General features: G+C 74.3%; 9 protein-coding genes. 4 read left to right on the top strand and 5 right to left on the bottom strand.

Annotated features, from left to right (window positions below; all coding sequences use genetic code 11):
• The first annotated feature begins 276 nt into the window (after positions 1 to 276).
• Positions 277 to 2,661: a SpoIIE family protein phosphatase gene (locus ACZ3IL_RS20590; RefSeq protein WP_467391920.1), complete on the top strand. Its 2,385-nt coding sequence runs from the start codon at positions 277 to 279 to the stop codon at positions 2,659 to 2,661.
• A 36-nt stretch (positions 2,662 to 2,697) separates the two neighbouring features.
• Here ACZ3IL_RS20590 and ACZ3IL_RS20585 read toward each other — a convergent pair whose 3' ends face one another.
• The 5 genes from ACZ3IL_RS20585 to ACZ3IL_RS20565 all read right to left on the bottom strand — a co-directional run bounded on the left by ACZ3IL_RS20585 (position 2,698) and on the right by ACZ3IL_RS20565 (position 8,501).
• A complete protein-coding gene (locus ACZ3IL_RS20585) occupies positions 2,698 to 3,810 on the bottom strand; it encodes an FUSC family protein (protein WP_467391918.1) in 1,113 nt (370 codons plus the stop codon).
• Between the two features lie 60 nt (positions 3,811 to 3,870).
• Positions 3,871 to 5,301 (bottom strand): glucose-6-phosphate dehydrogenase, encoded by a 1,431-nt coding sequence (zwf, locus tag ACZ3IL_RS20580; protein WP_467391916.1) that lies wholly within the window; start codon positions 5,299 to 5,301, stop codon positions 3,871 to 3,873.
• Entirely contained in the window at positions 5,298 to 6,779 is a 1,482-nt protein-coding gene (locus tag ACZ3IL_RS20575; protein ID WP_467391914.1) for a sugar porter family MFS transporter, read from the bottom strand. The genes zwf and ACZ3IL_RS20575 overlap by 4 nt, the downstream gene beginning before the upstream one ends.
• Before the next feature lie 215 nt (positions 6,780 to 6,994).
• Positions 6,995 to 7,324, bottom strand: a complete 330-nt coding sequence (locus ACZ3IL_RS20570) for a serine protease inhibitor (protein WP_467391912.1) — start codon at positions 7,322 to 7,324, stop codon at positions 6,995 to 6,997.
• 157 nt (positions 7,325 to 7,481) lie between these two features.
• Positions 7,482 to 8,501 (bottom strand): metallophosphoesterase family protein, encoded by a 1,020-nt coding sequence (locus ACZ3IL_RS20565; protein ID WP_467391910.1) that lies wholly within the window; start codon positions 8,499 to 8,501, stop codon positions 7,482 to 7,484.
• Between the two features lie 345 nt (positions 8,502 to 8,846).
• Here ACZ3IL_RS20565 and ACZ3IL_RS20560 point away from each other — a divergent pair, with 345 nt between their 5' ends.
• From ACZ3IL_RS20560 to ACZ3IL_RS20550, 3 genes are all read left to right on the top strand, one after another.
• Entirely contained in the window at positions 8,847 to 9,902 is a 1,056-nt protein-coding gene (locus tag ACZ3IL_RS20560; RefSeq protein WP_467391908.1) for a mechanosensitive ion channel family protein, read from the top strand.
• A 148-nt stretch (positions 9,903 to 10,050) separates the two neighbouring features.
• On the top strand, positions 10,051 to 10,881 hold the full coding sequence (modA, locus tag ACZ3IL_RS20555) for a molybdate ABC transporter substrate-binding protein (RefSeq protein ID WP_467391906.1): 831 nt from the start codon (positions 10,051 to 10,053) through the stop codon (positions 10,879 to 10,881).
• Positions 10,882 to 10,960: 79 nt separating this feature from the next.
• On the top strand, positions 10,961 to 12,892 hold the full coding sequence (locus ACZ3IL_RS20550; RefSeq protein WP_467391904.1) for an ABC transporter permease: 1,932 nt from the start codon (positions 10,961 to 10,963) through the stop codon (positions 12,890 to 12,892).
• Positions 12,893 to 12,942 lie beyond the last annotated feature (50 nt).

Genomic DNA, 12,942 nt, shown 5'->3' with positions numbered 1-12,942 from the left:
ACGCCCGGTCCGCGACGGGACCGGTGGAGGACCTGACCACCGGGATCGCGCCGGCGCGGCCGGAGGCGCCGGCGGACCCGTCCTGGCGGGGAACGCGCGGGTCCGGGCCGGGGGGAGCGGCGCCGGGGCGGCCCGGCCCGACTGGCGGGCGGAACGCGCCGGGGGATGATGGAGGGGTCCGGCCCCGCGCGGCGGAAGGCCGGACGCGACGTGAGGGAAACGCCCGGGCGAGTCCGCGCCGGAGTGCCGTGGCGCGCGAGGGAGGCAGAGCACGAGGTGGACGACCAGATCCCGCCCTTCGCGCCGGACCACCACGGACTGCCCTTCGCCGGTGAGGCCGCCGGGGCGCTGCTCGACGCGGAGGGCCGGATCATCGGCTGGACGCCCGCGGCTGCGGAACTGCTCTCCCTGCCCGCCGACCGGGTCTGCGGACGTCACATCCGGGAACTGCTGGAGGACCCGGGCCCCCGGTCCGCGCCCTCACCCCCACCCGAACGGCGTACGGAAGCCTGGTCCGGCGAGGCCGTGGTGCGCACGGGCGGGGGCGAGGGGCTGCGGGTCGACTTCCAGGTCCTGCCGCTCGCGGACGCCGGGGAGGGCACGGGGCCGGCGCGGTACTTCGTCCTCGCGGCTCCGGAGGGAACGGCGGCCCGCTGGAGACAGGACCAGGCGTTCACCACCGAACTGTTCCTCCAGGACCGGCTGGGCCTGGCCGTGTTCGACACGGAACTGCGGCTGGTCAGGACCAACACCCATCTCCTGCCGTACACCGGGCTCGGACCGGACCTGCGCGGCCTGCGGCTGACGGACTTCCTGCACGCCGAGGACGCGGCGGTCCTGGAGCGGCACCTGCGCGAGGTGCTGCGGACGGGACTGCCGCTGGTGCGGGCGGAGGAGACGGTCCGCACGCTCCAGGAGCCGGGGGGCGGGGTGGTGATGGCCGTCTCGGCGTTCCGGCTGCAGACGCCCGAGGGACAGGTGTTCGGCGTGACCGCGCTGTTCACGGACGTCACCGAACTGCGCCGCACCGGTGAGCGCCTCTCCGTGCTGCACCGCGTGACCGCGGCCGTGGGCGGCTCGCTGTCGGTCGTCGGCACCGCCGAGGACCTGGCCTCGGCGCTCGTGCCCGCGGTGGCCGGCCTGGCCGTGGTGGAGATCGCGGAGGCGGTGTTCACCGGGGAGGAGCCCGTCCCCGCCCCGGACGGCAGCATGCCCCTGCGCCGCACCGCCGTCGCCGGCCGCGGGAGCGCGGAGGCCCCGCTCGACCACGTCGTCCTGGCCAGGCCCGACGCCCCCGGCGCGCCCTTCGATCCGCTCACCTCGATGACCGTCGCGCTGCGCGCCCGGGGCAGCGTGCTCGGGCGCGTGACCGTCCACCGCGGCACCGGCGAACCGTCCTACGAGGCGGCCGACCTGCACCTGCTGCACGAGATCGCCGGGCACGCCGCCCTGGCCCTGGACAACGCCCGCCGCTACACCCGTGAACACCGCGCGTCCGTGGGGCTCCAGCGCAGTCTGCTGCCGCCGTCGCAGGCCGAGACCGTCGCCGTGACCACCGCCGGCGTCTACCTGCCCGCCGACACCGGAACCGGCGTCGGCGGCGACTGGTTCGACGTGATCCCGCTCTCCTCCGCCCGGGTCGCCCTGGTCGCCGGTGACGTCGTCGGGCACGGTCTCGCGGCCACGGCCACGATGGGGCGCCTGCGCACCGCGGTCCGCACCCTCGCCGACCTCGATCTGGAGCCGGACGAACTGCTGGTGCACCTGGACGACCTGGTCTCCCAGCTCGGCGTGGAGACCGGCGGGAGCGACGGGGCCGACGAGCCCGGCGACGCGGCGGAACCCGTCCGCCCCCGGACCGACCCCATCGGCGCCACCTGTCTGTACGCCATCTACGACCCGGTCTCCCGGCGGCTCGCCGCGGCCTCCGCCGGACACCCCCCGCCGGCCGTGGCCGCCCCGGACGGGCCCGTCTCCTTCGTCCCCGTGAATCCGGGTCCGCCCCTGGGCGTGAGCGGGCTGCCCTTCGAGACGGCCGAGGTCGACGTGGCGCCGGGGAGCGTCCTCGCCCTCTACACCGACGGGCTGATCGGGACCCGCGAACGCGACGTCGACGAGGGCATGGCCGAGCTGGCGCGCCGCCTGTCGGCCCCGGGGGTCTTCGACACCCCGCTGCGGGACCTCGGCCGCGAGATCGTCGCCGACCGTCCCTCCCGCCGCCTCACCGACGACGTCACCCTGCTGCTCGCCCGCACCCGCGCGCTGCCGCCCGGGGACCACGTCGCCTGGCCGGTGGCCTCCGACCCGGCCGCCGTGGGCGAGGTGCGCGAGGCGGCGACCCGGCAGCTGGACGCGTGGGGGCTGGCGGAACTGGCCTTCACCACCGAACTCGTCCTGAGCGAGCTGGTCACCAACGCCATCCGCTACGCGGGCGGCCCGGTCGAGGTGCGCCTGATCCGGGCGGGCCGTCTGATCTGCGAGGTGTCCGACCCGAGCGCCACCCAGCCGCGGATGCGCCGGGCCCTGCTCACCGACGAGGGGGGCCGGGGCCTGTATCTGGTCGCCCAGCTCACCACGCGGTGGGGCTGCCGCTACACCCGGCACGGCAAGACGATCTGGGCGGAGCAGGAGATGCCGGACGGCACGGTTCCGGTGCGGTAGCGGCGGCACGGGGCGGCGGGCGCCCGGCTCCCGCGTTCACGCGCCGCGCCGTCTCGCCCGGAAGGGCCGGAGGGACCGGAGGGACCGGGGCTGGTGCGGCGGTTCGGGGACGGGAACCTCCCGGGTGCCTTCGCGGACGGCCCGGTCGGCGGCCTCGGCGTCGACGCCCGCGAAGACCAGGACGTCCTGGGCGACCAGCCGTACGTTCTCCCACACGGCGACCGTGGGCGCGGGTCCGGCGTCGGGGGCGTCGCGGACGACGTCCAGGACCCAGCGGGTCGCGTGCCGGCGCACCGCGCGGCTCCCGGGGGCGGCGGCGAGGGCGCCCAGGACGCCCGACAGGGCCCGCAGCGTCGGGGCGAACTCCTGCCGGCGGCGGGTGTCCAGGGAGAGGGCGCGGCGGATGAGGGTGAAGCAGCTGTGGCCGAGCATGTCGAGCTGCAGCGCGGTGGCCGTCTCATGGGTCAGGGGTTCCCGGCCGCGCCTCCGGTGGAGGGTGCGGCCGGTGACGTCGAGGCTGTCGCCGCGCGCCCGGTCCAGGTCGCCGAGGAGCGTGTACACCGCGCGCACCTCGTCCCAGGTGCGGAAGGTCCTCTCGTCGTCCGAGGCGTCCAGTTCGCGCGCCGTGAAGTCGAGGGCGTTCGCCAGGCCGGTCAGGGTGGCGGACTCCGCCCTCCTGAGCAGGGCGAGGGGGTGCACGGGGAAGAGGAGCTGGCTGAAGACGAGTGCGACGGCGCCGCCGAGGAGGGCGTCCAGGACGCGGTCGACGCCCGCCTGCCGCCCGCCGGCGACGCAGATGACGGCCCCCACGGCGGCCTGGGCCATGGTGATGCGTTCGCCGTCGAGGACCAGCGCGACGAGGAGCGCGCACAGCACGGCCACGCCGATGGTGACGGTGCCCTGTCCGCCGAGGGCGAAGGAGAGCTCTCCGACGACGACCCCGGTGGTGACGCCGAACAGGACCCGTACGGTGTTGGTCCCGCGTCCGCCGAGGGGGGTGTTGAGCGCCACGAGGGTGGCGATCGGGGCGAACAGGGGCACGTGGTGGTCGATGATGTCGTCGGCGATCCACCAGGACAGGGCGGCGGCCACGGCCTGCTGGGCCACCGGCCACAGGTTGTCCCCGACGCGCCTCCAGACCTTGGCCATCGTCCCCTTTCCGTCCCGGGCGGCCCGGCCCGCCCGGGGTCCGGGCGGGGTGCGGGTCCGTCAGCGGATGTCCTCGAAGAGGCGCCGTCCCGGCTGGTGCCACTGTGCGAGGCCGGGGAGCCGGTCGGCCTGTTCCGGTCCCCAGCTCCCCGGGGCGTACCGCAGGGGCGGTTCGGCGGGGTCGAGGACGGGGGTGACGATCCGCCAGCACTCCAGGATCGCGGGGAAGAAGGCGAAGCACTCGGGGTCGCCGACGACGGCGCCCCGGAGGATGTTCTCGTACGGGAGTTCCTGTCGTCCGAGGACCTTGGCGAAGTCGACGCCGATGGGCACGGTCATCGGGTGCTTCACGCCCTTCTCGGGCTTGCGGAGCACCAGGTCGGCCCGGAGGCCGGTGTCGCCGTCGATGCGGAAGCGGATGAGGTTGGGCGGGGTGTCCGCGGCGCCGACGCCGAAGAGTTCCAGCGGGGGCGTGCGGAGCTGGACGATCACCTCGGTCGCGGTCACGGCCAGGGACTTCCCGCTGCGCAGGTAGAAGGGGACGCCGGACCAGCGCCAGTTGTCGATGAACAGGCGGGTGGCGAAGTACGTCTCGGTGGTGGAGCCCGGTTCGACGCCCTTGACGTCGAGGTAGCCGTCGTACTGGCCGCGTACGGTGGCGGCGGGGTCCATCGCGCGGGTGGCGTGCAGCACCCGCCACTTCTCCAGGCCCTGGGCGCGGGCGTCGGAGGCGCTGGGCGGGTCCATCGCGAGGAAGGCGAGGACCTGGAGCATGTGGTTCTGGACGACGTCGCGCAGGCAGCCCACGGAGTCGTAGAAGGAGCCGCGGTCGGCGACGTCGAAGTCCTCGGCGAGGGTGATCTGGACGTTGTCGACGTAGGAGCGGTGCCAGATCGGGGCCAGCAGGGTGTTGGCGAAGCGGGCGACCATCAGGCTCTCCACCGCGGTGTTGCCCAGGAAGTGGTCCACCCGCAGCAGGTGGTGGTCGTCGAAGCAGGTGTTCAGGTCCTCCTGGAGCTTCCGCGCCGATTCCAGGTCGTGGCCGAACGGCTTCTCGACCACCAGGCGGGAGTCGCGGTTCAGGCCCGCCTCGGCCAGGGCGTGGGCGACGGTGGTGAACAGGGTCGGGGGGATCGCCAGGTAGTGGACCACGAAGTCGTGTCCGGAGACGGCCTCGCGCAGCCGGGCGAAGGTGTCCCGGTCGGTGAAGTCGCCGGTGACGATGGAGAGGCCCCTCGCGAACCGGTCGAAAACGTCCTGGTCGAAGTCGGGGACGGCGGCGGCGATCGACTCCCGGGCGTGCCGGCGCAGCGCGTCGTCGTCCCAGTCGCCGGCGGCCACGCCGATGACGGGGACGGTGAGCCTGCCGTCCTCGGCGAGGCGGTACAGCGCGGGGAACAGCATCTTCTTGGTGAGGTCGCCGGTGATGCCGAAGAGCACGAGGGCGTCGGCGCGTTCGAGGTCGGCGGGACCGAGGAGGGTGTCGCTCATCGCGAGCGTCCTTTCTGCGGGGAGGTCGTCCCCCGGGGCCCGTCCGACCGGTCCGGGGCGTGCTTGAAGCGGGCGTCGAGGGCCTTCTCGATCTGCTCGGCGTTCCGGCCCCTGGTCTCGGGCAGGTACCGGCCGACGAAGAGGAACGCGAGCAGGCAGATTCCCGCGAAGATCCAGAAGGTCTCGCCCTGGCCGATGAGGTTGGCCAGCGGCAGGAAGACGAGGCTGACGACGAAGTTGGACACCCAGTTGACCGCCGTGGACAGGCTCGATCCCTCGGCCCGGACGGACGGCGGGAAGATCTCCCCGATCAGCGTCCAGAAGACGGGGCCGAGACCGCCCGCGAAGGCGGCGATGTAGATCACCATGAACATCAGGGTCAGCCCCGAGTTCATGCCCACGACGAACGCGAGGCCCAGCAGGAAGATCGAGACCGCCATCAGGCCGAGCGAGACGAGGACCATGGGCCGGCGTCCCACCCGGTCCACCAGTTTGATCGCCACCAGCGTCATGATCAGGTTGATCAGGCCGATGAACACCGAGTAGAAGATGGCGTTCGACGCGTTGAGGCCGGTCTGCTGGATGATGGTCGGCGCGTAGTAGATGATCGTGTTGATGCCGGCGAACTGCTGTACGGCCGCCAGGGTGAGGCCGACGATCAGGGCGGGCCGTACGTCCGGGGCCGTCAGCCGCCGGATTCCCTGCCCGCCCGTCGCCTCCTTCCGCTCCTGCTTCCGGCGCTCCGCGTCCATGCGTTCCCGGGCCCGCCGGACCAGTTCGTCCGCCGTCGCGTCGTCCGTCAGCGCGGCGATCCCCCGGCGTGCCGCGTCCGCCTGGCCGTGGGCGATCAGCCACTGGGGCGACTCGGGCAGCAGCCACAGCGTGGCCGCGACCATGAGCAGGGCGGGGATCGCGCCCACGGCGAACATCGCCCGCCACATCTCGCTGCTCGAGAAGGCGAGGTTGACGAGGTACGCGACCAGGATGCCGATCGTGATCATGAGCTGGTTCATGGTGAGCGTCCGGCCGCGGATCTTCGTCGGGGAGATCTCCGAGAGGTAGACCGGCACCGTCGCGGACGCCGCGCCGACGGAGAGGCCGAGGACGATCCGGCCCGCCATGAGCATCAGGTACCCGTTCGCCAGGGCCGCGATCGCGGTGCCGACGAGGAACACGAAGCCGATGAGGCGCAGGGCCTTGCGCCGTCCGAACCGGTCGGCGAGGCGGCCCGCCGAGGTGGCGCCGATCACCGCTCCGATGAGCAGGACGCTGACCACGCTGCCCTGCTCGAAGGAGTTGAGGTCGAAGTCGTCCTTGATGTACAGCAGCGCTCCGGAGACGACTCCCGTGTCGAAACCGAACAGGAAACCGCCCAGCGCGATCGCGGCCGCCCAGAAGGTGATCTTCCTGGTTCCCTCCGGTCCGACCTCGGTCAGCGGGCCGTGGGTTCCCGGCTCTCTGGAAAATCCCTGAACCATGCGACGCCCTTGTCTTCTCGATGGCCGATGCGGCCATCGTCACCGCCCGGTGGTGGTGACGACACCTGTGCGGGCGATCGGGTGAAGGGCGGCGCCGCCGTACGCGGGAGGAAGCCCTCCGGCCCGGGGCCCGGAGGCGCGGGGCCGGAGACCGGAGAGCCGGGGGGCGGTGGGCCGGGGCCGGACGGGGGCGGTGGGCCGGGGTCCTTCGGGTCCTAGCCGACGGTGGGGACCAGGGTGACGAGGCCGTACGGGTCGTGGAAGACGCGCACGCGGTTCTCGTCGTACTCCATGGTGACCAGGGCCCCCTCCGGGAGGTACACGACCCTCAGGTCGGGCCGGTCCCGCAGGATCACCCTTCTGGCCCAGGCCCTCGGCAGGCCGAGCGTCTCGGGCCACCGCGTCTTCGCTTCGGCGGTCTCCCGCGCACGGGCGTCGGACGGGGCGGCGGGCCGGACGGCGGCGGGAACCGCGGTGGCGGCGGACGGGGCGATCAGGGCCGTCACGGACGCGGCCACGAGGGCCGCCAGAAGCGTCTTCTTCACGTCCGTCAGCAACGACCGGTCCGTCCGGAGGTCACCGCCGGCGGGCCTCCGGTCACCCGTACCGGTCGGTCCCCGGGGCCGGACGGCGTAACCGGGGAGCGCCGGGCGCGGGCGGCGCCGGCGTCCGGGGACCCCGTCTCCGGCCGCGCCCGGGGGTTCAGATCCGGGTCGAGAGCGGGACCGTGACCTGCTTCAGCCAGCTGCCCGCGGCGAAGTCGCGCGCCTTGACGACGACCCGGTCGTGGAAGACCTCGACCTGGAGCCCCTGGTTGAACGTGCCGGGGACGGAGACCTCGCCGCCCTTGCCGTCGTCCGTGTAACCCGTCTGCACGGCCCCCGTGTTGATCACGGAGAAGCCGTCCAGGTTGGCGGTGCCGGGGACGACCCTGCGGACGTACCAGTCCGACAGGCCGAGGTCCCAGTGGGTGTGTCCGCAGAAGAGGAAGACGTCGCGGTGGCGGCCGAGGACGCCGAGCAGCCGGTCCGCCTGGAGGTAGTCGTGCGCGTACAGGCGGTTGTGGCTGCCGGAGACGGTGTTGGGGAGCGGGTGGTGCGTGACGACCATGACGGGCTTGCGCCGGCGGGCCCAGTACGCGAGGCGCTGTTCGAGCCAGGTGAGCTGCGCGTCGCTGAGCCACACCTCGTCCCAGAGCTTCGGGTCGTGGTAGTGCATGTACTTCTCGGTGCCGAGGCTCAGCACCGGAATCCCGCCGAACGAGTGCTCCGCGTGCACCGTGTTGCGGCCGGCGAAGCGGTAGAAGCTCCGGAAGAGGGAGTCCTCCGTGGTGCCGTTGGGCCAGGTCTCCTGGGAGAGGGTCGACGGGTCGCGCCACTTGGGGACGTAGAACTCGTGGTTGCCGATGGCCCAGGCGACCGTCCGCGCGTGGGTGTGGCGGGCGAGTTCGGCCGAGACCTCCGCGTACTCGGCGTCGTACCCGCGCGGCGTGATGTCGCCGGCGACGGCGAGGCCCGCGCTCCGGGGGTTGGTCCGGTTCATGTCCTCCAGGGCCACACCGAGGTCCCGCAGGTCGCCCTGGATGTCGCTGATGACGTTGAACACGCTGACCGGGTGTCCCGGCCCGGCGTGGGCGGGGGCCGTCGCGCTCGCCGGTGTCCGGGAGACGGCGGCCATGCCCACCGCGCCCGTCGCGGCGGTGAGCAGAAACCTGCGGTCCACGGGGAGTTCCTCTCGGTTGTGGCGGCGCCGTGGGCGGGCCCCTCGGTACCGGGGCCCGCCCGGGTACCGCGCACGCGCGCCCGGGGCACCGCTCTTCCATCTGGTTCCGTCATGGGTACGCGATCCGGACGGCCCCTTGGCCGGTTTCAGGTGTCCGAAACGTGAACGGCTCCCGACGGAGCGGCGGTTGCGCGGAGGGGGCCGGAGCGGCGGGGCCGTCCCGTCCGCCACGAACGGCGGAGCTCCCGGGGCGGTGCGGCACGGGCGGGGTCGCGGGATGTTTGGGGCACCGGCCGGGGGTGAGGCGTCCTCGCGAACCTGTTCGACTCATCGACTGGGGAGCACATGGAGAGCTTTCTTCGGACGGCGGCCTCCGTCGGCGGCTCCGCGCTGGCGGCGTTCGCCGTCGTCCGCGTGGCCGACCTGCTGGCGCGGCACGCGGACGCACGTCACCACCGGACGCCCCTGTGGGGACTGCTGAGGCGCTGCCGCACGCCGTTGTTCGTCGTACTGCTGGCCGCCCTGCTCCGGTGGACCTTCCCGGAGTCGGGCGTGCCGGCGCTGGAGGAGCACGCCCGGACGGTGGGTCACCTCCTGCTCCTGGGCCTGATCGGAGGAGGTGCCTGGCTGGCGGTCCGGGCGGCCTCGGCCGTCGTGGAGTCCTCGTACGCGCGTTACGCGGGGCGGGCGCGCGACGCCGCGCGGCTGCGCCGGGTCCGCACCCAGGTCACGCTGATCACGCGGGTGGTCTCCGTCGTCGTGGGGCTGGTCGCGGGTGCCGCCGCCCTCGTCACCTTCCCGTCCTTCCGGACCCTCGGCACGTCCCTGCTCGCCTCGGCCGGGATCATCGGCATCGTGGCCGGCGTGGCGGCGCAGTCGACGCTGGGCAACCTCTTCGCCGGGTTCCAGATCGCCTTCGGCGACATGGTCCGCATCGGCGACACGGTCGTCGTGGACGGCGAGTGGGGGCTCGTGGAAGAGGTGACGCTCACCTTCCTCACGGTCCGGACCTGGGACGAGCGCCGCGTCACGCTGCCCGTCTCGTACTTCACCTCCCGGCCGTTCGAGAACTGGTCCCGGGGCGGCGCCCAGATGACGGGCTCGGTCTTCGTCCACTGCGACCACTCCACCCCCGTGGCCCTCATGCGGGAGCACCTGCGCGCCTTCCTGGCCGCCTGTCCGACCTGGGACGGGCGGGGCTGGGACCTCGCCGTCACCGACACCTCGCCGACCTCCATCACGGTCCGCGCGATCGTGACCGCCAAGGACGCCGACGACCTGTGGACGACCCGCTGCGCCGTACGGGAGGAACTCGTCCGCTGGCTCGCGCGCGAGCATCCCGGCTCCCTGCCCCGGGTGTTCACCGCCCACGCGCCCGGCGGTTCCGGCAGGGCGGCGTGATCCGCCGCGCCCCGCACGGAAGGGGCCGGCCGCCCCGGTGCCGGGCCGGCCGGCCCTTTCGTCCCTTCCTCCATCCTTCTCGCATCAGCGAGGGAGGGACGCACAGAATGGTTGTACATGCGGGCCGAAACGCCCTACCGTGACGCACATGCAGCCCCTCACCACCGGTCCGGCGGCGCACGCGCCCGACACGGGTCCCGCCACGGCGCGCCGCCGTGCCGCCGCCGTCCTCGCCGCGGCCCTGCTCCTCCCGCTCGCCGCCTGCGCGGACGGCGGCGCGAAGGGGGCCGGCGGGTCCGCGAGCGCCGCGCCGCGGGTGCACCTGACCGTGCTGGCCGCCTCGTCGCTGACCGACGCGTTCAGGACGGCCGGGGCGGCCTACGAGAGGACCCACCCGGGGACGCGGATCACCTTCTCCTTCGCCGGCTCGCAGGAACTCGTCGCGCAGGTCGTCCAGGGCGCCCCGGCCGACGCCCTGGTCACCGCCGACACCGGGAGCATGGACAAGGTGCGGGCCGACACCGGGACCCCGGTGGTCATCGCCCGGAACCGGCTGGTCATCGCCGTCGGAAAGGGCAATCCGTTCAGGATCGACGCGCTGGAGGACCTCGCGGACACCCGGCTCAAGGTCGTCCTCGCCGCCCCCGGGGTCCCGGCCGGCACGTACGGCGCGAAGATCCTCGCCGCCCGGGGGATCACGGTGCGCCCGGTCTCCCGGGAGCCGAACGTCCGGGCCGTGCTCGGCAAGGTCGAACTCGGCGAGGCCGACGCCGGACTCGTCTACGAGACCGACGCCGAGAGCGCCGGGGACGAGGTCGACGCCGTCGGGATTCCCGACGCGCGGAACGCCGTCGCCGCGTACCCGGCAGCTACCCTCAAGCAGTCGGAGAACGCCGGGGAGGCGGCGGCGTTCGTCGCGTGGCTGAGCTCGCCGGAAGCGCAGAAGATCCTCCGGGGCGCGGGGTTCCTGAAGCCGTGACCGCCCTCGCGGCCCGGCGGCCGCCCGTACCGCGGGGAGACCGGCGGCCCGCTCCCCCCTCACCCTCCCGGGACGTCCGATGAAGCGACCAGGCACCCGCACGGCCGGAGCCCGCCCGCCCGCCGTGCTGGCCGTGCCCGCCCTCCTGGCCGTGGCGTTCCTGGTCCTCCCCCTGGCCGGCGTCCTGGCGCGGACGGAGTGGGGCGAGCTGGCCGGGCACCTCGGCGCGCCCGGAACGGTCCGGGCGCTGCGGCTCTCCCTCGTCGTGTCGTTCTGGGCGCTCGGCCTCTCCCTCGTACTCGGCGTCCCGCTCGCCTGGCTGCTCGCCCGGGTGCCGTTCCCCGGCAGGACGTTCGTCCGGTCGCTCGTCCTGCTGCCGATGGTGCTGCCGCCCACCGTCGGCGGGGTGGCGCTGCTTCTCGCCTTCGGGCGGCGCGGGCTCCTGGGCCCCTGGCTGGAGGACGCCTTCGGCGTCACGCTGCCCTTCCACACCTCCGGCGCCGTCCTCGCGGCCACGTTCGTCTCCATGCCGTTCCTGGTCATCAGCCTCGAAGGCGCCCTGCGGGGGCTCCGGCCCCGGTACGAGGAGACGGCCGCCTCGCTCGGCGCGCCGCCGGTGCGGGTCTTCCTCACCGTCACGCTGCCCATGGTCGCCCCCGGTCTGGTCGCGGGCGCGGCGCTGACCTGGGCACGGGCGCTCGGCGAGTTCGGCGCCACCATCACCTTCGCGGGCAACCTGCCCGGCACCACCCAGACCCTGCCCCTCCAGGTCTATCTGCTGCTCCAGGACGAGCCCGCGGCCGCCACCTCCGTCTCGCTCCTCCTGCTCGCCGTCGCCATGGGCGTCCTCGTCGCCCTGCGCGGCCGCTGGACGGGGACTTCCCCGGAGAAGCGCGTCCGGCCGGCCCCGGCCGCCCCGGACGAGGAGGCCGCCCCGCCCGTTCCTCCGGTGCCGGTGCCGGAGGAACGGGACGGGCGCTGGCCCCTGCACGCCGAGGTCACCGGGTTCACCCGGCTCACCCTGGACGCGGCGGCGGGCACCACCATCGCGGTGGTCGGCCCCAACGGGGCCGGGAAGACCACGCTCCTCCGGGCCCTCCTCGGCCTCACCCCGAGGGCGCACGCCGTCCTCCGGCTCGGCGACACCGACGTCACCGCCCTGCCCCCGCACCGGCGGCGGGTCGCCTGGGTGCCGCAGGACGGCGCCCTCTTCCCCCACATGAGCGCCCTCTCCAACACCGCGTACGGGCTGCGGGCCCGGGGCGTCGGACGGGCGGAGGCCCGCCGGGCGGCCCGGACCTGGCTGGACCGGCTCGGTGTCGGCCACCTCGCCCACCGGCGCCCGGCCCAGCTCTCCGGGGGGCAGGCCCAGCGGGTCGCCCTCGCGCGCGCGCTGGCCGCGCTCCCCCGGCTCCTCGTCCTCGACGAGCCCCTGGCCGCCCTCGACCAGACGACCAGGGCCCGTGTCCGGCACACCCTCCGCACCCACCTCGCCGGATTCGGCGGCGTCTGCCTGATCGTCACCCACGATCCCGTGGAGGCCGTCTCCCTCGCCGACCGCGTCCTCGTCCTGGACGAGGGGCGCGCGCTCCAGGACGCCTCCCCCGCCGAGGTCGCGCGGCACCCCCGCTCCCCCTGGGTGGCCCGGATGCTCGGCCGCAACGCCTGGCCCGGCACCGCGACCGCCGAGGGCCTGGCACCGGCGGGCGGGGGCGTCCTGGTCGCCGCCGAAACCCTGCCGGCGGGCACGGAGGCGCTCGCGGTCGTCCCTCCCGAGGCGGTGTCCGTCCACCGCGAGAAGCCCGGCGGCAGTCCCCGCAACGCCTGGCCCGGCACCGTGCGCGAGATCACGGCCGGCGGCAGTCGGCTGCGGGTCCTCGTCGCCTCGGACCGGGTGCCCGACCTCGTCGCCGAGATCACCCCGCAGGCCGCCGCCGAACTCGGCCTGGCGGACGGGGTGTCCGTCTGGACGAGCGTGAAGGCGACCGAGGTCACGATCGTCCCGCTCTGAACCCTCCCGGGGCCGCTCCGCCTCCTCCCGGGGCCGTGGTGACGACGACG

The sequence above is a fragment of the Streptomyces sp. NPDC014907 genome (assembly GCF_055562975.1).
This window is presented reverse-complemented; position numbering and strand designations above follow the sequence as displayed.

Bases quoted from the DNA above. Each gene is read 5' to 3' on its own strand.
- ACZ3IL_RS20585 (WP_467391918.1), bottom strand. From the start codon at position 3,810: ATGGCCAAGGTCTGGAGGCGCGTCGGGGACAACCTGTGGCCGGTGGCC.
- zwf (WP_467391916.1), bottom strand. From the start codon at position 5,301: ATGAGCGACACCCTCCTCGGTCCCGCCGACCTCGAACGCGCCGACGCC.
- ACZ3IL_RS20575 (WP_467391914.1), bottom strand. From the start codon at position 6,779: ATGGTTCAGGGATTTTCCAGAGAGCCGGGAACCCACGGCCCGCTGACC.
- ACZ3IL_RS20560 (WP_467391908.1), top strand. From the start codon at position 8,847: ATGGAGAGCTTTCTTCGGACGGCGGCCTCCGTCGGCGGCTCCGCGCTG.
- modA (WP_467391906.1), top strand. From the start codon at position 10,051: ATGCAGCCCCTCACCACCGGTCCGGCGGCGCACGCGCCCGACACGGGT.
- ACZ3IL_RS20550 (WP_467391904.1), top strand. From the start codon at position 10,961: ATGAAGCGACCAGGCACCCGCACGGCCGGAGCCCGCCCGCCCGCCGTG.